This is a genomic window from Pseudomonas sp. BN102 (assembly GCF_029871245.1).
Taxonomy (GTDB): domain Bacteria; phylum Pseudomonadota; class Gammaproteobacteria; order Pseudomonadales; family Pseudomonadaceae; genus Metapseudomonas.
On sequence record NZ_SSON01000028.1, the window covers coordinates 33,672 to 60,305 of the forward strand.

Here is a 26,634-nt window from a genome sequence, read left to right on the forward strand (position 1 = left end):
TTTCCAGCCGGCCCAAGGAACTGACCGTGACCCTCCCGCTTTTCCGCAAATCCCTCCTCGCCTTCGCGATTGCCGCTTCACAACCGCTTCTGGCGGAAACCATCCAGCTCAGCGGCCAGCCTGTGGAGTTGAGCTCGCGGTTGCATTCAGGCGACCTGATCCTGCAAGGCCAGGCGACAGGTGACGCCTATGCCGTGGCGCTGCGCCCCTATCCCCGGACCTACTTTCGTTCCCTGGTCAATCAGGCCAGCTTGAATGCATCAGGGGATGGTTCTCGGACGCTGACGCTCGATGGTTTCGGCGTTCAGTACCCGATGTCCGTGGACATAACGATGGGTGACCTCAGCAACGAAGGGCAGATCAATGCAACTGGCGAGAGCGCCAGCGGGATTTATCTCGGCGATCGGGCACTGGTCCTCGGCAACCTGAACAATTCGGGCACTGTTGTAAGCAACGGCGCCGATAGCGCGGCAATTCACCTGAGTAACCTGAGTCAGGTCTTTTCGGACCTGGACAACAGCGGGACCATCAGCGCGAGTGGAACAGGAGCGGCCGGAATACGCCTATCGAAGAATGCCAATGTTTGGGGGATCCTGAGCAACAGCGGCGCCATTCGCGTGGATGGCACAAGTGCCAAGGGCATTGCCGTAGAAGTCAGTACGCGCGTTTCACTGCAGAACGACGATACCGGTCTAATTCGCGCCATGGGAAACAACAGTCGAGCCCTTTCGTTTGAATCCAACCACGCTTACCAGCCCTCCTATTTGCGCAACTCCGGCTCCATTCAGGCCGAAGGCACCAACAGTACTGCGGTCTACGCAATAAATCCCTTTAGCCTAACCAGGATCGACAACGAAGGACGTATTGAGGCTCAAGGTTCAGGCAGTCGCGCCATCTACCTGGGAGCCTCCCCACAGCCCTATAACTACGTTCAGTCGATCTCCAACGAGGGAGAAATCATTGCAGACGGCATAGCCATCGATATAGCCGAATCTTCTGATACGGCACCTGAGCCTCAATTGCGGGCGCTGGTCTTTCAATGGGGCGGGCTGATCGAAGGCAGCGAAGCGGCGATTCGTGGCCAGGGCCAAGTCGTGCTCAATCTTTGGGGTGGCGAAGTTCGAGGCAATTTGATCGGCCTGGCAGAAATGTACTCGGGCAATGACTCACTATTCACGGGCCGACTGATCGAAGCACGGCTGTTGGACGTTCAATCTCTAGAACTGAGCCAGCCTCATGTCCAACTGGATGGGAACCTCATGCTCTCGGGGGGAGGCAATTTAGACCTGAACCTGCATCCGAATACAGATTCGACACGCCCAATGCTGGATGTCAGCGGCCAGACGGTCCTGGGCTGGAACAGCCAGATCCGCCTCAAGCCTGCCACCGAGGATTTCCAGGGGCTGCCTCTGCGCAAGTTCATCCTCCTTTCCGCTGACCAGATCGAAGACGTGGGCGCCACCGAAGGCTACGGCCTGAGCGTAACCAGCCTGTCCGACCTGCTGCAGATCCGCGATTACCAGATCACCGATACCCAGATCACCGCGACCGTCAGCAGCCTGACCACCGACCAGGTTGGCGACTATCTCCTGGCCCATGGAGCCCAGAGTCATGTGCTGCCTGCCTTCACGGCGTTCTACGGTTCGGTGCTGGGCGGCCTGGATGAACAGGACCCGCTGTTCCAGGCCATGCTCGCCAGCAACGACCAGAATCTGGTGAACCTGGCCCAACAACTGGCACCGGAAGTGAACGGCGCCGCCTACCGCACCCTTGTGGATAACCAGCATCTGATCGCCAGCGCCCTCCAGGAACGAAGCGCCAGCCTGCGCCATCAACCCTCGTTCGAACCGAGGGAAACCGGTGCCTGGGTGCAAGTGCTGAACAGCGACGTCGATCAGGGCGAGCGCAGCGGCATCCCGGGTTACGACGCGGACAGCGACGGCATCGCAGTGGGCGCCGATGGCCAACTGGACCCGAATACCAGGCTGGGTGTCGCCTACAGCTACCTGACCAGCGACGTGCGCAGCCAGGGTGGCAACAAGACCGACATCCAGGGACACGGCTTGAGCCTCTATGTCTCGTACGAACGAGATGCCTGGTTCGTCGACGCGGGCGTTACCTACGGGCGCTACGACAACGAGGGCAAGCGGCACATTGCCGGCACGACCGCCAAGGGTGACTACGACAGCGATGTCTGGGGCGCGGACCTGCTCGGCGGCTATGGCCTGCAACTGAGCCAGAAGGTTCTGCTGGAGCCCCGCGTAGCCGCGCGCTACAGCAATGTGCGAATCGACAGCTACAACGAGCGCGGCTCCGCAGCCGCCCTCGCGGTGGGCAGCCAGCGCTACGAAGTCGGGCAACTGGGTGCGGGCATACGCCTCGCCGGAAATCTCGAGGCCGGCCAAGGGCGGCTGGAACCGGAAGCCATCCTGATGGCCTACCACGACTTCATCGCCGATCAGGTCAGCAGCACCAGCAGTTTCCTGGCGGGCGGAGGGACCTTCGTCACCGAGGGCACCCGCCCCTCTCGCGACAGCTACCAGGCAACGCTCGGCATGGCTTACCGTCTGGGATCGATGAAGGTTGGTCTCGGCTACGACTACCTTTCCGGCGTGGACTACTCGTCCGATTCCCTGAGCGGGCGAGTCAGCTACGAGTTCTGACGTCTGCCCGGCCCCGCAAGGCGCGCTCCAGCAGAAGAACCAACTGCTGGAGCCTCCCGCCGATCCGGTTAGCGAAATGAATTCCCCTACAGACAGACCGTAGCCTGGATTAAATCCGGGAGCCGCGACCGGGCTTGCCCCGGATTGCATCCGGGCTGCCACTGCGCTCGCCGCCGCGGAGAAACGAAGCGGGTCAAGGCACTTGTAGGGGCGAATTCATTCGCCAAGGGATGCGCAGCGCCCCCTTATGAAATCGTGGGCCGAACCTTCGGTCCGGTTGGCGAATGAATTCGCCCCCACAGATAAAAACCGCCCTGATTACAGTTGCGCCACATGCCCCTCGGCCCGGCGATGGGCCATCAGGTGCGGCAACACCGCCGACAGCAACGGCTCTTTGAACGCTTCCTGGAAGCGATGGGCAAGGCCGGGAATCAGCTTCAGTTCCGAACCCTTGATATGCGCCGCGACGTGCACGCCGTGCATCACCGGCAGCAGCGGATCGGCGGTGCCATGCACCACCAGGGTCGGCACCTGCAAGCGGTTGAGCAGATCGACTCGGCTGGGCTCGGCAAGGATGGCCAGTATCTGCCGCTGTACGCCTTCGGGGTTGAAGGAGCGGTCATAGGCCCTGGCCGCCTGTTCCAGCAGTTGTCCGCGATCATCGCTGACGTCGGGACTGCCTAGGGCGGCCAGCAGGTCGGCCTGTTGCTGGATGGCCACGTTCCGGCTCGGCGCCTCGCGCCTGGCCAGCAGCTCCAGCAACGCAGGGCTCGGCGCCGGCAAGCCCTCGGCGCCGGAACTGGTCATCACCAGGGTCAGACTGAGCACCCGCTGCGGCGCCAGGTCCGCCAGGTGCTGGGCGATCATCCCGCCCATGCTGGCGCCCAAGACATGGGCCTGGCGAATCCCCAGGGCGTCCAGCAGGCGCAGCGAATCGCCGGCCATGTCACGCAGGCCATAGGGCGCCGACACCGGTAGGCCCAGGCGATAACGCACTACCTCGACGGGCAGGTTCACCGAGGGTTCGGTGCCTGTCCAGGCGGACAGGCCGACATCGCGATTGTCGAAGCGGATCACCCGGAAGCCATTCTCGCAGAGCCGTTCCACCACTTCGTCCGGCCAATGGATCAGCTGCCCGCCCAGGCCCATGATCAGCAGCAACGCCGGGTCCCGTTCCCGCCCCACGCTCTGGTACGCCAGGCGCACCTCGCCCAGGTCGACGGTCTCCGTCGGCACGGCCACATCGCAGCGGGCGAAAGCAAAGGAAGGCACGCCGCAAATGAGCGCGGCGAGCAGGATCAGCACACGCATGTCGGAAATCCAGAACGCAAAACCCCAGTTGAACGCGATTCTGATGAATTCCAGTGATTCGCACTGCCACAGAACCGTGACAGTTTGATGAAGGGCGCCGAACGGTCATTGCCAGGATCGGGAAGGCAGCCGGCGCGGCCGCCTCCCCGGCGCCTGACTCAGACGCGGACCTGGCGCTGCGGGGCGCTGCTGCGCTGAGCGGTTTCCCAGTTGGCGGCCAGGCCCACCGGCAGGTCCTCGGGTGCCAGCGTCCGGCGGCCGCGCACCAGGTCCGAGGCGCGCTCGGCAAGCATGATGGTCGGCGCGTTGAGGTTGCCATTGGGCTCGGTGGGGAAGACCGACGAATCGATCACCCGCAGGCCCTGGATGCCGCGCACCCGCAGCTCGGAGTCCACCACCGCCATGTCGTCCTCGCCCATGCGGCAGGAACCGCAGGGGTGCATGGTGCTTTCCATGTTGGCGCGCACGAAGGCGTCTATCTCCTCGTCCGTCTGCACATGGGCGCCGGGTGCCAATTCCTCGCCCCGGTAACGATCCATGGCCGGCTGGCCGATGATCTCGCGGGTCAGGCGCACGCAGCGGCGGAAGCCCTCGCGGTCCTCCTCGCTCTCCAGATAGTTGAAGCGGATTTCCGGATGCTGGTAGGGATCGGCCGACAGCGCGTGGACGTGGCCACGACTCTTCGGCTTGTTGGGGCCGGTCAGCACCATGAAGCCATGGCCCTTGAACGGCTTGTCGCCGTCGTAGCGCATCGCCGCCGGCAGGAAATGGAACTGGATGTCCGGCCAGCGCAGCCCCTGCTCGGAACGGATGAAGCCGCCAGCCTCGAAGTGGTTGCTGGCGCCCAGGCCATCCTTGAACAGCAACCAGCGCAGGCCGATCAGGGCCTTGGCGAACAGGCCCATCTTGCTGTTCAGCGTCACCGGCTCCTTGCATTCGTACTGGATGTAGATTTCCGAGTGATCCTGCAGGTTCTCGCCCACCCCCGGCAGGTCATGCCTGACCTCGATGCCGGCCTTCTTTAGTACCGCCGCCGGACCGATACCGGAGCGCTGCAGCAGGTGCGGCGATCCGATGGGGCCGGAAGACACCAGCACCTCGCGGTTGCAGTGGACAGTGTGGGTCTGGCCGCCCTGGTCGTACTCCACGCCGACGACGCGCTTGCCATCGAGGAGGATGCGGCGGGTCATGGCATGGGTGACCACCGTCAGGTTGGGCCGCTCCATGGCCGGCCGCAGGTAGGCGTTGGCGGTGGACCAGCGCACGCCATCCTTCACCGTCATGTGCATGGCGCCGAAGCCTTCCTGCATGTAGCCGTTGCAGTCGTCGGTCTTGATGTAGCCGGCCTCGGCGCCGGCCTCCACCCAAGCGCCGTAGAGCGGGTTCTGCATGTTGTTGCCGTTGTTGGTGGACAGCGGGCCGCTGCCGCCCCGGTAGTCGTCGCCGCCGAACTTGTAGTTCTCGGCGCGCTTGAAGTACGGCAGGCAGTTGCGGTAGCCCCAGTTCTTCGCGCCCAGGGACTCCCATTCGTCGAAGTCGTAGGCGTGGCCACGGATGTAGACCAGGCCGTTGATGGAGGAAGAACCGCCGAGCACCTTGCCGCGCGGGCAGTGCAGGCGACGGCCGTCTAGGTGCGGCTCGGCTGCCGTCTCGTAGCGCCAGTTGTACTTCTTGGTGTTCATCGGGATGGAAAAGGCACTGGGCATCTGGATGAGCACGCTGCGGTCGCTGCCGCCGAACTCCAGGACCAGCACCGAGGTGCCGGCATCCTCGGTCAAGCGGTTGGCCAGGACGCAACCGGCGGAGCCCGCGCCGATGATGATGTAGTCGTATCGCTTATTCATTGCTGTAACCCTTTGCATTGAGGCCCAGAGCCTCGGTCTTGCGATCGTCGCCCTTTGGGTAGGCGCCCCAGCCCAGGCGGGCGGCCAACACGCGGGTCAGCGCGTAGTGGACCAGCCCGGCCAGCAGGCAGGACGGCAGGGATGCGGTGGCAAAGCTGAAGAAGGTGGTGTTGGCCAGGGTCTGCGGGTTGAACACCACCACGTAGATGGCGAAGCCGGCCACCAGCGCCGCCAGTGCCGCCGGGTTGAAGCCCCGCCAGAAACGGAATGGCGACTGCGCTTCGGCGGCGTAGAGGTGGCGCAGGTTCACGCGCTGGCGGCGGAGGAAGAAGTAGTCGGCGATGCCGATGCCAGCCAGGGCGCTGTTCAGGGCCGACGTCCAGACCAGGAAGATGAAGAAGCCGTCATAGATACCCGGCGCGAACAGTACGATCAGTCCCGGCACCACGCAGAACAGCACCACCAGCCATTCCCAGCTCATGGCCCTCAGCGTCTGCCCGGCCAACTGGCGCAGGCCGACGATGGAGGTGTAGAGGATATTCACCATGCTGGTGACGTTGGCGAAGGCCACGAAGCCCAGGGCGATGACGCCGAAGGTCAGGCCGCCGATCCGGGTCATCCACACCGTGGGGTCGCTGTCGCCCAGCGCAGCGGCAGCCAGCAGGCCCACCACTTCACCGAGGGAGGCAGCGCCGAAGATGCCGATGATGTTCGGCCAGAAGGCTGTCCGCTGGCTCTTCGACAGGCGCGCCAGGTTGCCCACGTAGGGCCACCAGGAGAACCCCGCGGCCATGTTCACCTCCACCGCGATCATGAAGTTCACCCGCGGATCGTCGAAGGGGGCATCCAGCGCCGGCATGGCCATCAACTCGGCGAAGGAGTGCTGGCTGAGGATCATGTAGAACATCACCCCCATGATCAGCACCAGGGCCGGCGCCACTATGGTGTTGAATACCTTGATCGAGGTAGGCCCCTTGGCGACCACGAAGCCGGTCAGAACGATGGCGAAGAATCCCGACGCCAGCACCAGCCATCCATTGGCATCGGTCTTGTGCTCGGACACCAGGCCGGTGAGGCCGTCGATGGAGCGGCCGAACATCAGCCCCAGCACCGCCAGCCAGCCCATGGTCAGGAATACCACCGCCAGTACGTACACCAGCCGGCTGCCATTGCCGCCGAACATGCTGCGCAGGAAGGTGAACTGCTCGGTGCCGTACTTGCCGCAGGGCACGCAGGTGGCGAAGGTGGTCAGCAGCACGCCGAGGATGTTGCCGATGACGATGGCCGCGATGCCCTGCATCGGGCCAACGAACAAGGCCGTGGCGCCGCCGATGAGGAAGGCCCAGGTGGCGATGGCCAGGGCCGAGTTGGCATAGGTGAACTCCCAGAAGCCCCACATGCGTTCGTTGGGCAGCAGCGGCGTGTCGCCTCGCTCCGCTTCCAGGCTGTGATTGACGCGTTCCTGATTGGCCATGGCTCAGTACCCCCAGAGGTAGAAGCCGACGACCAGGACCAGCGTCATCAGGGTTATTGCGATGTAGTCGACGGCGTTCAGCGCCCCCGGCCAGCTCTTGCTCTCCTCCAGTTGTTCGTAGACGCGGATGCGTCTTTCCAGTTCTTGCGCACGTTCGATGTCCGCTTGGCTGTTCATCTGGGCATCACCTCTAGGGGTTCTTGTTCTTGAAATTCGATGCATCCCGATCGATCAGCGCCGCCGCCTGCAAGCGGTGGCGCTACTCCGCCCAGCTCCTCAGGGCAGTGTGATCCACACGGCTTTGGTTTCCAGCAGGTAATCCAGTTGTTCCGACCCAAGGTCCTTGCCATAGCCCGACTGCTTGTAGCCGCCGAAGGGCATGGAGGGATCGAGGGTGCTGTGGGCGTTGACGTAGACGGTGCCCGCACGCAGACGCGGGATGAGGCTGTGGACCCGCCCGAGGTCGTTGGAGTAGAGCGCGGCAGCCAGGCCAAAGGCGGAGTCATTGGCCAGGGCCAGGGCCTCCTCCTCGTCATCGAAGGGCGCGGTCACCAGCACCGGACCGAAGATTTCCTCCTGGACGATGCGCATGTCATTGCGGCAGTTGGCGAAGATGGTCGGCTGGACGTAGAAGCCGGGGCCCTCGACGGGTTCGCCGCCGTAATAAAGCTCCGCGCCCTCGGCCTTGCCGGTCTCGATGTACTCCAGCACCCGCTGCTGTTGCTGACGCGACACCATCGGGCTGATGAAGCAGTCCTGGTCCAGACCGGGGGCGATCTTCAGGGTCGCCGTGTAGTCCGCCAGCTCCCGCAGGAACTCGGCGTAGACGCTGCGGTGTACATAGGCGCGGGTGCCGGCATCGCAGACCTGCCCGGAGTTGAAGAACACGCCGTTGGCCACCGCCTGGGCAGCGGCCTTGATATCGGCGTCGGCAAAGACGATCACCGGCGACTTGCCGCCCAGCTCCAGGGTCAGACGCTTCATCTGGTCCATGGCCGCCTTGCCCACATTGCAGCCAACCGGTGTCGAGCCGGTGAAGCTCAGCTTGTCGATGCCCGGATGGCTGGCCATGGCCGCGCCGACCACGCTGCCACGGCCGGTGACGATGTTCACCACGCCGTCGGGAATGCCGGCTTCCTGCACCAGCTCGGCGAAGCGCAAGGCGGAAAGAGAGGTCAGCTCGGCCGGCTTGACCACCACAGTGCAGCCCACCGCCAGGGCGGCGCCGAGCTTCCAGGCCATGGTCTGCAGCGGGAAGTTCCAGGGCACGATGACGCCCACCACGCCCACCGGCTCCTTGCGCGTATAGGCCAGGTAGTTGCCAGGCAGCGAGGGCTCCACGGTGCGCCCGTGGATCTTGCTGGCCCAGCCGGCAAAGTAGCGGAAGGTGTCGATGGTGCCCTGGATGTCCACGGCGCGCGCCTGGGCCACCGACTTGCCCATGTCGATGGATTCGATCTCCGCCAGCTCATCGGCATTGGCCTCGATCAGGTCGGCCAGGCGATGCAGCAGGCGCTCGCGCTCCAGGGGCTTGAGCTGGCTCCAGGCGCCACCGTCGAACTGCGCGCGGGCAGCCTGCACGGCGCGGTCCAGGTCGTCCGCGGTGCCCATGGGGATGCGGCACAGCGCCCCCTCGCTGGAGGGTTCGATCACTTCGGCGCTGGCGCCATCCGAGGCATCCCGCCAGGCGCCGCCAATGAAGAGTTGCTTCGGTTTGGAGAGGAAGCGCTGGGTCGCTTCGGAAACGCCGTATTGCTGCAGGTAGTTTTTTGTTCTGGTGTCCATCGTCGTTCTCGTCGTCATGCGCAGGGCGCGTGGTCGGGAAGACGGCGAGCAGGCCTTGCCACGGATCGCCGTTGAGCCGACTATGGCCCCGGCTTCACATTGGTAAAATGCAAAAGATCAGATACAAGAATCGGAAAAATACGATCTTTAGAAAGGCGGGAGGTTGCGGTGATCCAGCTCTATGACGTCGACCTGAAACTGCTGCGGGTTTTCGAGGCCATAGTTCGCTGTGGCGGCTTCTCCGCCGCCCAGGCCGCCCTGAATGTCGGGCAGTCCACCATCAGCGAACAGATGACCCAGCTGGAGGCGCGCCTCGGGGTCAAGCTCTGCCAGCGCGGGCGCAGCGGCTTCCGCCTCACCGAGCAGGGCGTGGCCATCCACGAAGCGACCCAGCGCCTGTTGTCGGCGGTGGAAGCCTTCTGCATGGATGCCGACGTGCTCAAGCAGCACATCAGCGGCACCCTCAATCTCGGCAGCATCGACACCACCATCACCGACCCGGACTCGCCCCTGCCGGCCACCACCCAGCGCTTCGTCGCGCGCGGGCACGACGTCCACCTCAACGTCTACGTCGGCACGCCATCCGAGCTGGAGGAGCGCGTGCTGGACGGCCGCCTGCACCTGGCCATCGGCCATTTCCCCTTCCGCGTACCCGGCCTGCACTACCGGACGCTCTACCAGGAAGTGCTCGGCCTCTACTGCGGCCGCCACCACCCGCTCTACCTGAGCAAGGCGGCGGGCGAGGCTCTGCAGCAGCAGATCGCCGCCTCGCGCCTGGTGGCCCGGGGTTTCATGCAGCAGAACGATATGGAGCTGGTGGGCGCCAGCAAGGCCGCGGCCACCGTGGATAACATCGAGGCGGCGGCTATCCTGATCATCTCCGGCGCCTACCTGGGCTTCCTGCCCCGCCACTTCGCCGCCCGCTGGGTGGAATCCGGCGAGATGCGCGAGCTGCTGCCCGAGCGCCTGCGCCCCCTCGCCGCTTTCGACGCCATCACTCGCCGCGGTCTGGCGCCGCCGCCGATCCTGCAAGCGTTTCTCGATGATCTGGCGGGGAATACGCAGACATGATTTCTGGCCCGGATGCGCCCGGGCCAGACTTCAGCGGCAGTTGAACTCCGCCCGCAGCGTCCTCGCCGCCGCCACCATATTCACCAGTGCCGCCTCGGTTTCCGGCCAGGCGCGGGTCTTCAGGCCGCAGTCCGGGTTGACCCAGAGCCGCTCGGCGGGGATGCGTTCGGCGGCTTTGCGCAGCAGATTGGCCATCTCGGCGCTGTCCGGAACCCGTGGCGAGTGGATGTCGTAGACCCCCGGGCCGATCTCGTTTGGATAGGCGAAGGCTTCGAAGGCGTCCAGCAGCTCCATGTCCGAGCGCGAGGTCTCGATGGTGATGACGTCGGCATCCATCGCGGCGATGGATTCGATCACGTCGTTGAACTCGCTGTAGCACATGTGGGTGTGGATCTGGGTTTCGTCCTTCACCCCGCTGGCGGTCAGGCGGAAGGCCTCCGTAGCCCAGTCCAGATACGCTTGCCAGCCCGACGTGCGTAGCGGCAGGCCCTCGCGGAAGGCTGCCTCGTCGATCTGCACGATGCGGATCCCGGCCGCTTCCAGGTCCACCACTTCGTCGCGAATCGCCAGCGCCAGTTGCTTGGCCTGCACCTCGCGGGAGACGTCTTCGCGGGGGAAGGACCACATCAACATGGTCACCGGGCCGGTCAGCATGCCCTTCATCCACTTGACGGTCAGGTCCTGGGCGTAGCGGATCCACTCAACGGTCATGGCCTTGGGCCGGCTCAGGTCGCCGTAGATCACCGCCGGCTTCACGCAGCGGGAACCGTAGCTCTGCACCCAGCCGAAACGGGTGAAGGCATAGCCGTCCAGCTGTTCGGCGAAGTACTCGACCATGTCATTGCGCTCCGCCTCGCCGTGCACCAGCACATCCAGGTCCAGGCGTTCCTGTACCTCCACCGCGTGGCGGATTTCGCTGTGCATGGCCTCGGTGTATTCGGCCTGCGACAGCTTGCCCCGCTTGAAGGCCTGGCGCGCCAACCGGATAGCTGAGGTCTGCGGGAAGGAGCCGATGGTGGTGGTCGGAAAGGCCGGCAGGTCGAGCCGTTCGCGCTGCTTGACGATGCGCTCGGCAAACGGAGATGGACGCTGGCTGTCCTCCGGCCGCAGGGCCGCAACACGAGCCTGAACGGCCGGCTTGTGGATGCGCGGCGAAGCGGCCCGGCTGTCCTGCACGGCACGGCTCCGGGCCAGGGCCTCCAGCACCGCCGGGGCTTCCGGCTCGTTCAGGGCACGGGCAAGCAGGGCAACTTCCTCGCACTTCTGCACGGCGAAGGCCAGCCAGCTCTTCAGCTCGGCATGCAGCTGGTCTTCGCGGGCCAGGTCCACCGGGCTATGCAGCAGCGAGCAGGACGGTGCCACCCAGAGTCGCTCGCCCAGCCGCTCATGGGCGTGACGCAGCACCGCCAGCGCCTTGTCCAGGTCGCAGCGCCAGACGTTGCGGCCGTTGACCAGGCCGAGGGACAGCACCTTGTAAGCCGGCAGGCGGTCGAGAATGGTCGGGTACTGCTCGGGGGCTCGCACCAGGTCGATATGCAGGCCATCCAGGGGGAGGCTGGCGGCCAGGCCGAGGCTGTCTTCCAGGCCGCCGAAATAGGTGGCGATCAGCTTCTTCAGCGGCTCGCGCTGGAGAATGTTGTAGGCACGCTCGAAGGCGCTCTTCCATTCCTGCGGCAGGTCCAGCACCAGGATCGGCTCGTCGATCTGCACCCACTCCACGCCCAGGGCGTCCAGGCGCTGGAGGATTTCGCCATAGACCGGCAACAGGCGCTCCAGCAGGTCGAGCTTGTCGAAGCCCTCGGTTTCAGCGGCAGCGCCCTTGACCTTGCCCAGCCAGAGGTAGGTCAGCGGGCCAATCAGCACCGGCTTGACGTTGTGGCCCAGGGCCTTGGCCTCCTCCACTTCCTCGAAGAGCTGTTCCCAGCTCAGGGCGAACTGCTGGTCGGCGCTGAATTCGGGGACCAGGTAGTGGTAGTTGGTGTCGAACCATTTGGTCATCTCCTGGGCATGGGCGCCGCCGCAGCAGCTGTCACTCACACCACGCGCCATGCCGAACAGGGTCTGCAAGGTCGGTTTGGCGTTGCCATGTCCTCGGAAGCGCTCGGGGATGACGCCAAAGGTCAGGGAATGGGTCAGCACCTGGTCGTACCAGGCGAAGTCGCCCACCGGCAGCAGCTCGATGCCGGCATTCTTCTGCAATTGCCAATGCTCGGCGCGCAGCTGCCGGCCAACGGCGCGCAGGCCGGCTTCGTCCAGCTCGCCCTTCCAGAAGGCTTCCTGGGCCTTCTTCAGTTCACGGTCGCGGCCGATGCGCGGGAAGCCGAGGGAATGGGACAGGGCCATGTGGTGAATCTCCATGCAAGTGATGGAGCCATTGTCGACAGTCATGGTCACTTGAGACAAACTCAACAAATTCGTGTTGATCTCAAATTTTGCTCATGGAGTGCCATCCCATGCTCGAGTTGCGCCACCTCAAGACCCTGCACGCCCTGCGTGAAGCCGACAGCCTGGTGGAAGCCGCCGAGCGCCTGCACCTGACCCAGTCCGCCCTGTCCCACCAGTTCAAGGAACTGGAGGAGCGCCTCGGCATGCCGTTGTTCGTGCGCAAGACCAAGCCGGTGCGCTTCACCAGCGCCGGCCTGCGACTGCTGCAGCTGGCCGATAGCGTGCTGCCGCAATTGCGCAGCGCCGAGCGCGACATGTCGCGGCTGGCCGGCGGCACCGCCGGCCGGCTGCACATGGCTATCGAATGCCACAGTTGCTTCCAGTGGCTGATGCCCACCATCGACCAGTTCCGCGACGCCTGGCCCGAGGTGGAGCTGGACCTGGCCTCGGGATTCTCCTTCGCCCCCCTGCCGGCCCTCGCCCGCGGCGACCTGGACCTGGTGGTGACCGCCGACCCCATCGACCTCGCCGGCATCACCTATGTGCCGCTCTTCACCTATGAGGCCTTGCTGGCTGTGGATAACCAGCACGCCCTGGCCGGCAAGCCCTACATAGTCCCCGAGGATCTTGCCAGCCTGACCCTGATCACCTACCCGGTGGAGCGCGATCGCCTGGACATCTTCACGCGCTTCCTCGAGCCGGCCGATGTGGAGCCGGCGCAAGTGCGCACCTCGGAGCTCACGGTGATGATGATGCAGCTGGTGGCCAGCGGCCGGGGCGTCTGCTGCCTGCCCAACTGGGCACTGCACGAGTACAGCTCGCGCGGCTATGTCACCGCCAAGCGCCTCGGTGACAAGGGGCTGTACTGCACGCTGTTCGCGGCGATCCGTGCCGATATGCTGGATGCCCCCTTCATGCGCGACTTCCTGCTGACCGCCAAGGACACGTCGTTTGCCACGCTCGAAGGTGTCAGCGCCGCGCGATGAGCCCCTGCCCACGAGCAACAGATTCTTCGCGAAAAAACCGGGAAGCTACTGAGGCACATCGGATTGGCAATCCGCTGTGGGGGCGTCGAACCTGGGGACCCGCTCATTGCCGAGGATGTCCTGCTCACCGTCGGCGAGCCGCCGCGCCGCCCTGCTCAACCGCCGTACCCGCGCATAGCGCATCACCGGCCAGCCCGTAGCGACGACGAAGTCCCTAGCCAGGCGAAAGCGCGATACGCCGCAGGCGTCGGCGATGGCCTGGAGATCGAGGTTGCCACCGAGATCGCTTTCGATCAGCCAGAGGGCCTTGCCGATAGAGCCTTGCATGGTCATTCCTTACGAGGTGCGCAGGAAGTGTGCCGCGGGCGTGAGGGCGGCACTTGATCGTCCTTGCGCGGATCGCCGAGAGCGAGGGTGGATAGATTGCACACCCAATCTGCAACTTCCCACAAGCCGACGGCCGGGCGGGGAGCGCGCAACCAATCCCTGCCGCCGCTGTCCATAATGGCGCGCTCCGTCAGCGCCTCCGGGAGGCCCATTTGTTCGCTGTATCCCCTCGCACGCTCCTTCGCCAGACCATCCTCGCCCTTTCCTTCGTTTCCACCGCCGTCCTCGCCTGCCCGGCCGGGCAATCAGAGGTCTGCGTGGTGACCTGCTTCTGCGCGCCGGGGAATCCGGGGGAGATGGCGCCGCTGCTGGAGGGCGTCAACGAGATGGCCGCCACCAGCCTGCAGCAATGGATCGTGCAGTCGCGCAGCAACATGGCCGCCAGCCAGTTGCAGCCGATTCCGCTGCATATCCGCGCGCAGCTGGAGCCCTACTATGACCTGCGGGTGCTGGACACCGCGCGCTACAAGGTGGGCGATAACGGCGAGATGAATGCCGCCCATACGCTGATGCAGAACCCCGATGTGAAAGCCGTGACCCTGGTGGACGTGATCGTCTTCCGCAGCGAGGAAGACGCGCAGAACGACGTTGCGCTCTGGGCCCACGAACTCCATCACGTGAAGCAGTACCTGGATTGGGGCGTGGAGGACTTCGCCCGGCGCTACACCCGCGACTTCAACAGCGTGGAAGCGCCGGCCTACAAGATCCAGGGCGAGGTGGCGCGGGCCATCAAGCCAAGCGTGGCGAGCAGCGCCAAGTAGGCTTCAGCCCTGTTGGCAGGCCTGTGGCCTGCTCAGCGACTGAAGTCGCCCCCACAAGGCATGGCCAATCTCATGTGTAGCGCGGGCTTTCGCTCCCACAAGGACACATTGCCCAGCACACAAGACACGACCAGGCGCTGAGCGGTGCCTGCCTTTCCTTTAAGCGAATTCATTCGCGAAGGGCAGCGAAGCGGCCCCGTAGGTTGGGCAGAGCGCAGCGAAGCCCAACGAGCCCAGGCACCGAGCAGGCTCTGGCTCCCCTCACCCCAGCCCTCTCCCGCAAGCGGGAGAGGGAGCTGTCCGTGCGAGCCATCAGCCCTGGCACGTCCCTGTAGGGACGAATTCATTCGCGAAAGGGCCGCGCAGCGGCCCCACCACATCCCGCTACCGCCCCGGCGCCCGCCCCAGCTGCTGACGCATGCGTTTTACCTCGCAATGCAGGTCGCGCTGCTGGAAGGCATCACGCAGCTGATTGCGCAGGTCGTCCGGATCCCAGGGGCGGGTGACGAAGCGGTAGATCACTCCCTCGTTCACCGCCTTGAGGATGCTGCCCACCTCGGTGGCGCCGCAGAGGGCCATGCGGATGGCTTCCGGGTAGATCACCTTGATCCGCCGCAGGAATTCAACACCGTCCATGTCGGTCAGGCTGAGGCCGGTCAGAACCACGTCCACCCGTTGCGTGGCCATCAGGTTGAGCGCCGCATCGCTGGAATCGGCGATCAGCATCCGGTAACTCTCCAGGCGCAATGTCCGCCGCAGCGCGTCGAAGGTGTCGGGGTCGCCATCGACCACCAGCAGGAAACGCTCGTCTCCGTCGAGGATGTTGGCCGGCAAGGTCAGCGCCGAGCCTTCCTGGAGGAACTGCAGGCAGGCCTGGGGCGGCAATGGTGGCGAGTAGTAGTAGCCCTGCAGCTCGTCGCAGCCGGCGGCACGCAGGAAGCCCAACTGCCCTACGTTCTCCACGCCTTCGGCGATGACCCGGATGCCGAGGTTGTGGCCGATGGTGATCATCGAGCGCACCAGGGAGGCGCTATCGGGTTCGGTGATCACATCGGTGATGAAGCTGCGGTCGATCTTCAGCTGGCTGAAGGGGAAGCGCTTGAGGTAGCCGATCGACGAATAGCCGGTGCCGAAGTCGTCGATGGAGAAGCGGATGCCCTCTGCCTTGAGGACGCGCATTTTCACCAGGGCATCGTCGGCATTGGTCATCAGGATGTTTTCGGTCAGCTCGATCTTGACCCAGTGCGGCGGGATGCCATGGACCTTCAGCAGACCCAGCACGCGCTCGATGAAGTCGGTCTCGGTGAAGCTGATGGCGGAGAAGTTCACCGCCACCCTGAGGCCCTGGTTGAACACCTCGCGCCAGATGTTGAGCTGGCGGCAAACCATCTCGAACACATAGAAGTCGATGGAGACGATCCAGCCGGTTTCCTCGGCCAGGGGAATGAACTCATCCGGGCTGACCATCTTGCCGCTGCGGTTCCAGCGCACCAGCGCCTCGAAGCCGCACAGGCGCCCGCTCTGCAGGTCCAGCTGCGGCTGGTAGACCACCATGAACTCCTGGTTCTGCAGGCCCAGGCGGGTTTCCCGCTCCATGGACAGGCGCTTCTGCACCTGGTCGTTCATCTCCGACATGAAGGCGCAGATACGGTTTCGCCCCTGGTGCTTGGCCTGGTACATGGCGGTGTCGGCATTGCGCAGCAGAGTGATGGCGTCGCGTCCGTCGCTGGGGTAGCAGCAGAAGCCGATGCTGCAGCTCACCGCCACTTCCTGCTCGTCCAGCATCACCGGCAGGGCGATGCTCTGCTTGAGGCGTTCCAGCCAGGCCACCTGCTCGCCCAACTGGTCGGTTTCCATCAGCAGCACGATGAATTCGTCGCCCCCCAGGCGCGCCACGGTGTCGATCTCGCGCACCCGCGACCGCAGGCGATTGGCGACCTGGATCAGCAACTGGTCGCCGGCGTTGTGGCCGAGGCTGTCGTTGACCACCTTGAAGCGGTCGATGTCCATGAAGGCCAGGGTGAAGCGGCTGTGGTTGCGCGCGGCCAAGGCAATGGCCTGGCTGATGCGGTCGCTGAGCAGGTTGCGGTTGGGCAGGCCGGTGAGGCTGTCGTGGTTGGCCTGGTGCTCCAGTTCCTCCTGGTAGCGCTTGGCTTCGGTGATGTCGTGGAGTATGCCGACGAAGTGGCTGACCTTGCCGCGGTCGTTCACCACCGGCGACACCTTGAGGTCGTTCCAGAATTCCGAGCCGTCCTTGCGGAAGTTGCGCAGCAGCGCCCCGCCCTCCTCCTGGGCCGTCAGAAGCCGGCGGATGTTGCCCAGGTTCGGCTGATCGCGTTCCTCGCCCTGGAGAAAGCGGCAGTTGCGCCCCAGCACTTCCTCGGCCGAGTAGCCGGTGATGCGTTCGAAAGCCGGGTTGACGTAGACGATCGGCTGGTCGGGCTGCTCGTTGTCGGTGATCACCACCGCGTTGACGCTGGCTTCCACCGCCCGCGTGCGGGTACGCATCTCGAGGTCGCGGCGCCGCTGTTCGGTGATGTCCTGGAACACCACGATGGCGCCCTGGATCACCTCGTTATTGTCGAAGAAGGGTACCGCCGAGTTGAGGATGGTCTTGTGCCCGTCCTTGAAGGTCTGGATGTCGATGACTTCGTTGCGCGATACCTGCCCCTGCCGCACCGCGCGCATCACTGACCAGTCGCTCGCCGTCACCGGCTCGCCGCTGTCGGCCCACCAGCCGCGGTACTGGCTGTAGCCTTCCGCAGCGCTGGGATGCGGCCCGCCCCAGATCAGGCTGCTCTCCGGATTGCTCATGATCAGCCGGCCCTGCCGGTCGGTCACCAGGACGCCCACCGGCAGGCTGTCGAGCACGTTGCGCAGCAGCGCTTCGCTCTGCGCCAGGGCCTCGGTACGCTGCTCCACCAGCTGTTCCATGCTCTCGAACAGGCGCACCCGGCCCAGGGCCATGGCCAGCTGCCGGCCAATGGAGGCCAGGGCGTTGAGGGCTTCCTCGGGCCAGGCCTGGGCATCGCGCTGCACCACGTTGAGCATGCCGATGATCTCGCCGCCCAGGAGCAGCGGGATGCTCGCGTGTACCGGCTTGCCTGGCAGGCTGGCCAGCGCCGGGCAGCCCTGGATATTGCAGGGCGCGCTCAGGCCGTCGCTGACCCAGGCGTGCCGGCACGGGCAATCGCGAACGCACCTGATGAGGGCGTCCAGGCCATAGTCGCGGCCGCGCGCACGGGAGCCGGCCAGGCGCACCGAGCTTTCCGGATCCCGCGAGTCGGCCATCAGCAGCCAGGCGCCGCCAGCGTCGGGAAATTCGAGGATGCGCCGCAGCGCCGCGTCTATCACGTTCTGCTCGTTGCGGGCGTCGGTCAGGCCGCTGGTGAAGTGGAACAGGCAGTTGAGCAGCGAGTTGCTGCGGGCCAGTTCATCGTGCTTGACCTGCAGCTCGTGGTTCAGCCGCACGCCCTGCTCATAAGTGGAGATCAGCAGGTCGAGGATCTGCTGGCGGCCGGCGGTGATGAAATGCCGTTCGCCCTCCAGCACCACCTCCACGCCCATCTGCACCCGTTCGTGGGTGCGCAGTTCCAGGTTCACCAGGAAGTAGCGGATGCGCGACATCAGGTACTTCTCGTCGAACGGCTTGACGATGAAGTTGTCGGCGCCCGAGGCGAGCCCATGCACCACGTCGCGGGCATCGGCCAGGGAGGTGACCAGGATCACCGGGATGCTCTGAGTCTGGGCCGAGCCCTTGACCTGCCGGCACAGCTCATAGCCGTCCATTTCCGGCATCACGATATCGCTGATGACGATTGTCGGTCGCCGTTCGGCAATCATCCCCAGCGCCTCGACGCCGTTGCGGGCGACACGCACCCGGCAGCCGACCGCTTCGAGCATGTACTGCAGCTCGGTGGCCTGGGTCGGGCTGTCCTCCACTACGAGGATTTCAGCATCCGTGTACATGGTGTCTCTCCCATTCATGCATCTTTTGCGGCCAGGCGTTCGGCAATCAGGTTGAGCAAGGCGGCCATGCCGTCCGGCGTCAACACCTGTCGGACGGCGTCCAGGCCAATGGCGGCCTGGGGCATGGAATCGATCATGGCGCTGGAAGGCTCCTGCGCCAGCGTCAGCGCACCGCTGCGGCGCAACATTGCCAATCCCTCCGCGCCATCGCGGCCCATGCCCGAGAGCTGGATGCCAATGGCCCGCTCGCGGAAATGCTGTGCTGCGGAGCGGAACATGTAGTTGGCCGAGGGCCGCACCAGTTCCTCTGGCGGGCCACCGTCCAGGGCGACCCGACGTTTGCCGGCGAAGCCCAGGTGATAGCCATCCGGCGCGAGGTAGAGGCACCCCGGCGCCAGCTCCCGGCCGTCCTCGGCAATCAGCACCGGCAGATGGGTGAGCGTCGCCAGCCAGTCGCGAAAGCTCGGCAGGAAGCCCGTGGCTATGTGCTGCACCAGCACCAGCGGCCAGGGCTGCGGCCGCTGCAGGCGCTCCAGCAGGCTCTTGAGCGCCGCCGGTCCGCCCGCCGAGGCGGCGATGGCCACCAGCTGCGGCGGCGCCTGCACGCATTGCGCCACCAGCTCGGCGAGCGTCTGCTGGCGCGCGGGCTCGCCATTGGCCTTGCGCGGGCGCCGCACTATCTTCACCTGGGACATGCTGCGCACGGTACGCAACAGCTCACCGACCCGCTCGTTGAAATCCTCGGAGTCCGGGCCGCCGGGCTTGTCCAGCACCGCCAGGGCGCCGGCCTCGAGGGCGCGCATGGCGGTGGCCGAGGCATAGGCGTTGGCGCTGGCGGTGAGCACCACCACCGGTAGCGGGTAGCGCTCGAGGATGTGCTCGGTGGTTTCGTAGCCATCCATGCCGGGCATGTGCACATCCATGGTGATGATGTCGGGGGTGAAGCGCAGCAGCAGCTTGAGCGCTTCCTCCCCGGTGCCCGCTTCTTTGACCAGGAATCCCTCACCCTCGAAAATCGCACGCAGCAGCAGGCGGGCAACCGGCGAATCATCCACTATCAGTACGCGCATGGCCTGCCTCTCCTTGGCGCCGATCCCCTGATCGACGCTCCCCTCAGATCAACCGGCGGATGGCGTCCAGCAGGCTGTCCTGCTCGAAGCCACTCTTCACCAGGTAAGCATTGGCGCCGGCCTCCAGGCCACGGGCGCGGTCCTCGGCCGAGTGCAGCGCCGTCACCAGCACCACCGGCAACCCGGCCATCTCGCGGTCGGCGCGAATCCGGCGGGTCAACGTGAAACCGTCCAGCCTGGGCATTTCCACATCCGACACCAGCAGGTCGAACTGCCCTTGTTTCAGTGCATTCCAGGCCTCCAGGCCATCGTTGGCGGTGGTCACCTGGTAACCCGCGCCTTCAAGGATCGCCTTCAGCAGACCGCGCGAGGTAAACGAGTCCTCGGCTATCAGCAGGCGCTGGCGCGCGCTGCCGGGGCGCGCCTGGTCTTGCTGGGCGAAGCTCGAACCCTGGGTTTCCAGGGCGCTGCGATAGAGGTCCCCCGGGTGCAGGATGGGCACCAGCTGGCCGTCCCCCAGCACGGTGGCGCCCAGCAGGTTGCGCACCCGTACCAACTGCCGGCCAAGGCCCTTGACGATGATCTCCTGGTCCCCCAGCAACTCCTCCACCAGCAGCACGAAGCGCTCGCCACGCACCTTCAACAGCAACAGGGTGAGGTCGCCCTCGCCCGGCTCCAGGTGGCCGAGGCCGAGCACTTCGGCCAGGGTCCAGAGCGGCAGCACTTCGCCGTCCACGGTCACCGAAGGCCGGTTCTCCAGGGTCTTCATGGCGTCCAGCGGCAGCCGCAGGCAACGCTCCACCGCCAGTGCCGGAACCGCGAAGACCCGCTCGGCATCGCGCACTATCACGGCGCGAAAGGTAGACAGACTGAGCGGCAGGTGCAGGTGGAAGCAGGTGCCCTTGCCGGCACGGGACTCCACCTCGATGCGCCCGCCCAGCCGCTCCACCGTCTCCTGCACTATGGCCATGCCCAGGCCGCGCCCGGAGAGGTCGGTGATGATCTGGCTGGTGGACAGCCCCGAAGCGAAGATCAGCTTGCCGGCCTCGGGGTCCGCCAGGGTCTGGGCCTGTTCCGGGCCGAGCAGGCCGCTGGACACCGCCCTGGCCTTGAGCCGCTCCAGGTCGATGCCGCCGCCGTCGTCGCTGACCCGCAGCTCGAAGCGGTCCGCCGACTCCTGGATCAGCTCCAGATCCAGGCGGCCCGTCGGCTCCTTGCCGATGCGGCTGCGCACCTCGGGCTTCTCCAGGCCATGGTCGATGGCATTGCGCAGCAAGTGGGTGAGCACAATGCGCAGCTCGTCGAGGATGCGCTTGTCCACCTGCAGGCTCGCACCCTTCACCTCCAGGTCGACACGCTTTCCGGCCTGGCTGGCGAGATCCTGGACCATGGCCGGCAAGCCCTCCACCAGGGCGCTGCCGGAGAGCAGCAGGACTCGCTGTAGTTCGTCGTTGAGGCTGCCGGAGAGTTGCTCCAGGCCCTGCGCCAGGTGGTTACCGGCCCTCGCCAGGCGACTGGCGTTGAAGTGCAGGCGGTCCAGCTGCAGCAGGCTCCAGTCCAGGTAGTCGAGCACACCTTTGAGGGCATCCGACGTGCCCGGCGGCAGCTCGTCCAGGCCCTCGCGCAACTGGCGCAGCACCCCGCCGCTGAGCAGGCGCTTGGTGCGCTGCGGCTCGAAGGCGGCCATATGGGCCTGCAGGCTCCGCGCATGGGCCTGGGCCTCCAACTTGTGCTGGAGCAGTGCCTCGCTCTGGAACAGCAGGGCGTCCAGGCGCTGGGCCGATACCCGCACGGTCGCCGGGTCCGCCGGGAGCGACTCCACGGCCGGAGGCAGTTCCCCCGGCAGTTCGATCGCATCGCCATCTGCGGCGGCTTCCAGGTTCTCGATCAAGCGCTGCTGGTCATGCTCATCCAGGGCTTGGCCACCATGCAGCCGTTGCACGGCCTTGAGAGTATGGCGGCACAGCTCCACCCGCTCCGGCGTCAGGCTCAGGCGGCCGTGGCGTACCGCCGCCAACAGGCTTTCCCAGGCATGGCAGAGCTGCTCGATGGCCGCTAGCCCGGCCGCGCGCGCGGCGCCTTTGAGGCTGTGCACCTCGCGAAACAACGACTCGATGGAATCCACCGAAGCCGTAGCCTCGCGCCAGTTGGCCAGACCATCGGCCAGTACGCCGAGGCGCTCTTCCGCCTCGCTGCGGAAACTGGCCAGCAGGCGCTGTCTGAGGGCTTCCCGATCCAGGCTCATGGCAATCTCACAACTTGAACTGGGCTGCCAGTCCCTTGAGTTTCAGACCCAGCTGGTGCAAGTTGCGCGCCGCCAGGTCGACCTGCCGGGTCCCGCCGACGTTGTCCTGGCTGGCCTGGCGGATGTTCTCCATCGCCGTGCCGATCTGGTCCATGCCGATCATCTGCTGCTGGCTGGTGACGGCGATCTGCAGGGCCATCTCGCTGGATTCCTCGACGCTGCTGCTGAGGGTGCGGATCGCTTCGCCGCTGACCTGCGCCCGTTCATAACCACTTTCCACCGACTTGCTGCCCTCTTCGGCCTGCAGCACCGCCTTGGTCATGGCCTTCTGGATGTCACCGAGGATGCCGCGCACCTGGGCCGTGGCCTGCTTGGACTGCTCGGCCAGGGTCTTCACCTCCTGCGCCACCACGGAGAAGCCCTTGCCGGCCTCACCGGCCTTCACCGCTTCGATCGAGGCGTTGACCCCGAGCAGGTTGGATTGCTCGGCCAGGTCGTTCACCGAGGCGACGATTTCGCCGATGGTCTGACTTTGTTCGCCGAGGCGCATCACGCTCTCGGCCACCGCCTGCATCTGCGCGCGGATCTGGCTCATGCCCTTGAGGGTTTCCTCCACCGACTGGCGCCCGGCCTGGGCGACCTGGCGGGTGCGCTCGGCGCTTGCGGTGACCGCCTGGGACTTGTTGCCGGAGAGCACGGCGGTCTGCTTCACCTCTTCCACCGTGGTGGCGATCTCGCTGATGGCGGTGGCGGTTTCCTGGGTACCCGAGGCGACCTGGGTGGTGACCGCGAGGATCTCTTCGCTGGCGGTGGCCAGCACCGAGATGCCCTCGTTCAACTCCTGTACCAGCTCGCGCAGGTAGCGGCTCATGTTGACGAAGGCCAGGGCCAGGCGGCCCACCTCGTCCTGGCGGGTGGTGTTGGGAATCTCCCGGGGGATTTCGCCACGGCCGATCTGCTCGGCCCAGCCGGTCAGGCGCGCCAGGGGCTGGGCGATATGGCGGCTGAGCAGCCAGGCCAACAGCCCGGTGACCAGCACCAGGACCAGGCTGTAGTAGAAGGTCCGCTCTCGCAGGGCCTCCAGCATGAGAGCCGACTGTTCCATGCCGGCGGTAATGCGCTTGTCGGTGATGGTCACCAGCTCCTGGCCGAGGTCGTAGATCTTCTCCACCCGCTGGCGCTGCGGTCCACCGATCAGGTTGCGCGCCTCCTCCTGGCGGCCGCTGGCGATCAGCGGCAGCACCTCCTCGTCGCGAACGCGCAGGTAGTCGGCGCGCAGGGCCTTCATCCGGTCCAGCAGCTCCACGGTCTGCTGGTCATCCACCACCGCCTCACGCAGGCGGTCCAGCAGCTTGTCGTTGGCCTCCGTATTGCGCTGCAGGTTGTCGTCGCGGCCCTGGATCGAGCCGTCGTTCAGTGCCTGCAGCAGCTCCACCCGTTGCAGTGTGAGGTTGAGCAGCAGCTCCTTCACGTCGGAGATCCGCACGTAACGCCGTTTGAACTGCGCCGCCTCCTGCGCCTGCAGACTGGAGAAGCTTTCCAGCGTGTTGAACAGCAGGAAACCGAACGCCAGGATCAGGGCCGCGAAGGCCAGCATCAGCTTGTTGCCGATCCGCAGGTTCATGAGATTGCCCAGCATGGTTCTTTCTCCTTGTGCCTAATCGGCTGCATCGATGCGCAGGCTGGAGTCCCCCAGCAGGCGCGCACCGTCCAACACCGTCCATTGATCCGGGGTGACCCCCAGCAAATAGTTCGCCCTGATCCCTGTCAGGTTTGCCAGGCCGCTCTGCAGGCTGTCGCGCTGGATGCGCGTGATGCCTTGCACCCGATCGATCAGCAGGCCGAACTCCATCTCCCGCCCGCGCAATACCGCCAGGAAGTTCTTGTCGGAAATGCCCTCCATGGGCAGCTCGAAAAACACCCGCAGATCCAGCACCGAGACAATGTGCCCGCGCACGTTGACTATCCCCAGGACGAAGGGCGGCGTACCCGGCAGCGGGGTGAACTGCGGCAGCGGCAGGACCGCCGAGACATGCTGCGCCTCCACCGCGTAGACCTCCTGGCCGAGATTGAAGCAGAGCACCTCCAGCCAGGCGTCCGGCTGTTCCTGCGCGGTACTGCGCGCCCATTCGCGGCTACGCGCGGCCAGCCGCTCCTCGCGGGCCTCGGGGCTGATGGCGAAGCCGCTGTCGATGCGCCGCTCGAACTCCGCCAGGCGTTCGTGGATTTGGGCCCAATCACCTTCCCGGGTCTCGCCCATCAGGGTTTCGCCTCCATCAGTTGTTCACAGAGCCGCAGCAACTGCACACAGCTCAGGCCATCGCCCTCGGGCACCGGGGCCTCGGGCGGCAGCCGGCCGAGCAGCTCGCGGCAATTGCGCAGTGCCTTGTCACTGGCTGGCTGCTGCCCGCGCGCGCGCAGCAGCCGGGCCAGGTGGAAGTGGGCGAGGATGAATTCGGGGTCCAGGTACAGCACCTTCTGCAGGGCCACCAGGGTGGCCGGCTCATCGCCGGCCTGTTGCGCCAACATGGCCGCCAGCCAGTGGGCAGTGGCCGAGGTGGGGTCCAGCGCCAGGGCACGCTGCAGCCAGGAATCGGCGTCGTCTCCGCGCTGCTCGTCGGCCCAACTGCGCACCATCAGCAGGCAGGCCTGGTGCCTTTCAGCCTGGGTCAGTCCGGAGCTGGCCAGGTACTCCAGCAGGATTTTCCGGCTTTGTGGATGGCGCCCCTGTTCCAACGCCTGCCGGGCCCGCTGCCAGAGCGAGTCGCAGCCGCGTTGCTGGGGAAGCTCCGGGGCACTCGGCGGCGGCGTCGCTTCTGACCACTTCGCCTGCGGCGCGGACACTGGCTGCCAAAGGAAAGGTTGCTCCACCCGTGGCAGCGGCGGCGTCACGGCCGGCCGATGTGGCAGACGGCTTCCGGCCCGCAGGGCGCAGTTGCTACCGGCCCAGAAGCCATTGAACCCGGCCTGGGTGGCCAGTCCCGCCTCCACCGCGCTCAGCAGCAGCAGGCCCTCGGCGGTGAGGCAACTCAACAGGCGGCGCAGGGCGCCGGCGGACTGCTCCGGGGAGAAGTACATCAGCACGTTGCGGCAGAGGATCAGGTCCAGCTCCGCCAGCCCCTTTTCGGCGTTGGGCAGGCGGCCCTGCACCAGGTTGTGACGGAAGAAACGGATGCGCCCGCGCCATGCCGGCTTGACCCGCCAGTACCTGCCCTCGGCCTGGAAGTAACGTTGGCGGAACTCGTCCTCGTTGCGGCGGAAGGCGTTTTGGCCGTAGCGGCCCTGTTCCGCACGATCCAGGAAACCCTGGTTGAGGTCACTGGCAAAAAGCTCGATCGACCAGCTGGAGCGATCCTTGCCCAGCAGGTCATCGAGTAGAAACAGAAGGCTGTAGGCCTCTTCGCCCGTGCAGCAGGCCGCGCTCCAGATTCGCAGGTGCCGATAGCCCTGCTCGCGGCGCCGCGTGATCAGCGGTCCCAGATGCTGGCGGGCCAGCCAGTCGAAAGCCTCGGCATCGCGACGAAAATAGGTTTCGCCCACGGTGAAGACCGGCGTCAGCGCCTGCACCTGGGCCTCGTCCCACTCGGCGAAGGCCAGTGCCTCCAGCCAAGTCGGCAAGTCGGCCTGGCCCTGTTCCAAGGCCAGCAGCCTGAAGCGGCGTAGCAGCTCGCTGCGCCGCGCACCGGAAAAATCCAGCCCCAGGTGCTGGTGGACTTTGTGCAATAGCACCTCGAGTACCCGTGCCGAGCAGATGGGCTCAATCAGGTCCATGGTCGCCCCTTGCAAGCACCATGGCTTCGGCCAGACGCTCCTCGTCCGCATCGGAAAGCACCTGCTCCACATCCTGGATCAGCAGCAGCCCTTCGGCCGTGCGAACTACACCCTTGAGCAGCGCCGAGGGCACCTGCGGATGGGGAGCGGGGGCAAAGTCTTCGGCGGCGCAGCTGGCGGCGGCCTCCACCGCCTCCACGGGCACCAGCAACTCCCGCTGCTGCGTCTTCAACCAGAGGAAGGGCTGCCAGAGAGCCGGCGTGGCCGAAGGCCAAGCGAAGCGCCGGGCCAGGTCCACCACCGGCAACACCTGCCCGCGAACGTTGACCAGTCCGAACACCGTATCAGGAGCGCCGGGGAGCGGCGTCCACAGCAAAGCGGGGAGCACACGGACGACCGAGTCCAGGCTCACCGCCAAGTGCTGCCCCGCCAGCCAGAACGGCAGCACGAAATATCTATCCATAGAGGCATCCTGCTGCCGCTAGCTCTAGTCATAGAAGGTAGCTCAGGGCCAGCATGCGTCCAGAAAAAGCATGGGGATCCATGGATAACTTCGTACGGTCTGAACGGCAGAGACCTACGCAGCAGCGGACAGTAGTCGTGTTTCGGAAAGACCAGGCACGATCAGGCTAACCGTGGCCATGAATTGCCGGCTCTGCCCGTGCGACTGATAGATGGAGGCCGGCAGGTTTGCAGGCTGCGCCGGGGGATTCACCTGAGCCGACATTTCCCGCGCGCAAAGACAAACCCCCGACACGCCTGGGCGTATCGGGGGTTTGGGATAGGAGCTTGACGATGACCTACTCTCACATGGAGAAGCTCCACACTACCATCGGCGATGCGTCGTTTCACTACTGAGTTCGGGATGGGATCAGGTGGTTCCAACGCTCTATGATCGTCAAGCAATTCGGT

Annotated in this window: 18 protein-coding genes and 1 rRNA gene; 4 read left to right on the top strand and 15 right to left on the bottom strand. The window is 65.5% G+C overall.

Annotated elements, in window-relative coordinates:
* Positions 1-26: 26 nt before the first annotated feature.
* The gene (locus E8F12_RS03745; RefSeq protein WP_280323956.1) at positions 27-2,663 is read left to right on the top strand and encodes an autotransporter domain-containing protein; all 2,637 of its coding nucleotides are present in this window, start codon (positions 27-29) and stop codon (positions 2,661-2,663) included.
* A 318-nt stretch (positions 2,664-2,981) separates the two neighbouring features.
* On the opposite strand, the gene E8F12_RS03750 is transcribed toward E8F12_RS03745, so the two are convergent.
* The 5 genes from E8F12_RS03750 to E8F12_RS03770 form a co-directional block, all read right to left on the bottom strand.
* Positions 2,982-3,974, bottom strand: a complete 993-nt coding sequence (locus tag E8F12_RS03750; protein WP_280323957.1) for an alpha/beta hydrolase — start codon at positions 3,972-3,974, stop codon at positions 2,982-2,984.
* Positions 3,975-4,132: 158 nt separating this feature from the next.
* Positions 4,133-5,818 (bottom strand): choline dehydrogenase, encoded by a 1,686-nt coding sequence (gene betA / locus E8F12_RS03755; protein ID WP_280323959.1) that lies wholly within the window; start codon positions 5,816-5,818, stop codon positions 4,133-4,135.
* Positions 5,811-7,292, bottom strand: coding sequence for a cytosine permease (locus tag E8F12_RS03760; protein ID WP_280323961.1), 1,482 nt, complete (start codon positions 7,290-7,292; stop codon positions 5,811-5,813). Before E8F12_RS03760 ends, betA begins: the two co-directional genes overlap by 8 nt.
* Before the next feature lie 3 nt (positions 7,293-7,295).
* On the bottom strand, positions 7,296-7,469 hold the full coding sequence (locus E8F12_RS03765; RefSeq protein ID WP_280323962.1) for a hypothetical protein: 174 nt from the start codon (positions 7,467-7,469) through the stop codon (positions 7,296-7,298).
* Between the two features lie 99 nt (positions 7,470-7,568).
* The gene (locus E8F12_RS03770) at positions 7,569-9,077 is read right to left on the bottom strand and encodes an aldehyde dehydrogenase family protein (protein WP_280323963.1); all 1,509 of its coding nucleotides are present in this window, start codon (positions 9,075-9,077) and stop codon (positions 7,569-7,571) included.
* 168 nt (positions 9,078-9,245) lie between these two features.
* On the opposite strand from E8F12_RS03770, the gene E8F12_RS03775 reads away from it, so the two are divergent.
* A complete protein-coding gene (locus E8F12_RS03775) occupies positions 9,246-10,148 on the top strand; it encodes a LysR family transcriptional regulator (protein WP_280323964.1) in 903 nt (300 codons plus the stop codon).
* A gap of 30 nt (positions 10,149-10,178) precedes the next feature.
* Here the strand turns inward: E8F12_RS03775 and metE are convergent, their stop codons facing one another.
* Positions 10,179-12,491, bottom strand: coding sequence for a 5-methyltetrahydropteroyltriglutamate--homocysteine S-methyltransferase (gene metE / locus E8F12_RS03780; RefSeq protein ID WP_280323967.1), 2,313 nt, complete (start codon positions 12,489-12,491; stop codon positions 10,179-10,181).
* A 110-nt stretch (positions 12,492-12,601) separates the two neighbouring features.
* Here metE and metR point away from each other — a divergent pair, with 110 nt between their 5' ends.
* Positions 12,602-13,519 (top strand): transcriptional regulator MetR, encoded by a 918-nt coding sequence (gene metR, locus E8F12_RS03785; protein WP_280323968.1) that lies wholly within the window; start codon positions 12,602-12,604, stop codon positions 13,517-13,519.
* A gap of 45 nt (positions 13,520-13,564) precedes the next feature.
* On the opposite strand, the gene E8F12_RS03790 is transcribed toward metR, so the two are convergent.
* Positions 13,565-13,846 carry a hypothetical protein gene (locus E8F12_RS03790; protein WP_280323969.1) on the bottom strand — a complete coding sequence of 94 codons (282 nt, stop codon included), beginning with the start codon at positions 13,844-13,846 and terminating at the stop codon, positions 13,565-13,567.
* 212 nt (positions 13,847-14,058) lie between these two features.
* On the opposite strand from E8F12_RS03790, the gene E8F12_RS03795 reads away from it, so the two are divergent.
* On the top strand, positions 14,059-14,667 hold the full coding sequence (locus E8F12_RS03795) for a DUF4157 domain-containing protein (protein WP_280323970.1): 609 nt from the start codon (positions 14,059-14,061) through the stop codon (positions 14,665-14,667).
* A gap of 384 nt (positions 14,668-15,051) precedes the next feature.
* Here E8F12_RS03795 and E8F12_RS03800 read toward each other — a convergent pair whose 3' ends face one another.
* The 8 genes from E8F12_RS03800 to rrf form a co-directional block, all read right to left on the bottom strand.
* A complete protein-coding gene (locus E8F12_RS03800) occupies positions 15,052-18,636 on the bottom strand; it encodes an EAL domain-containing protein (protein ID WP_280323971.1) in 3,585 nt (1,194 codons plus the stop codon).
* 14 nt (positions 18,637-18,650) lie between these two features.
* A complete protein-coding gene (locus E8F12_RS03805) occupies positions 18,651-19,706 on the bottom strand; it encodes a chemotaxis protein CheB (RefSeq protein ID WP_280323972.1) in 1,056 nt (351 codons plus the stop codon).
* Between the two features lie 43 nt (positions 19,707-19,749).
* A complete protein-coding gene (locus E8F12_RS03810; protein ID WP_280323973.1) occupies positions 19,750-21,951 on the bottom strand; it encodes a response regulator in 2,202 nt (733 codons plus the stop codon).
* A gap of 7 nt (positions 21,952-21,958) precedes the next feature.
* Complete coding sequence (locus E8F12_RS03815) at positions 21,959-23,590, bottom strand: methyl-accepting chemotaxis protein (RefSeq protein WP_280323974.1); 1,632 nt, start codon at positions 23,588-23,590, stop codon at positions 21,959-21,961.
* A gap of 18 nt (positions 23,591-23,608) precedes the next feature.
* Positions 23,609-24,211 carry a chemotaxis protein CheW gene (locus E8F12_RS03820; RefSeq protein ID WP_280323975.1) on the bottom strand — a complete coding sequence of 201 codons (603 nt, stop codon included), beginning with the start codon at positions 24,209-24,211 and terminating at the stop codon, positions 23,609-23,611.
* The gene (locus E8F12_RS03825; RefSeq protein WP_280323976.1) at positions 24,211-25,722 is read right to left on the bottom strand and encodes a CheR family methyltransferase; all 1,512 of its coding nucleotides are present in this window, start codon (positions 25,720-25,722) and stop codon (positions 24,211-24,213) included. Before E8F12_RS03825 ends, E8F12_RS03820 begins: the two co-directional genes overlap by 1 nt.
* The gene (locus tag E8F12_RS03830) at positions 25,709-26,185 is read right to left on the bottom strand and encodes a chemotaxis protein CheW (RefSeq protein ID WP_280323977.1); all 477 of its coding nucleotides are present in this window, start codon (positions 26,183-26,185) and stop codon (positions 25,709-25,711) included. Before E8F12_RS03830 ends, E8F12_RS03825 begins: the two co-directional genes overlap by 14 nt.
* Before the next feature lie 324 nt (positions 26,186-26,509).
* Positions 26,510-26,625: ribosomal RNA gene (rrf, locus tag E8F12_RS03835) — 5S ribosomal RNA — on the bottom strand.
* Positions 26,626-26,634 lie beyond the last annotated feature (9 nt).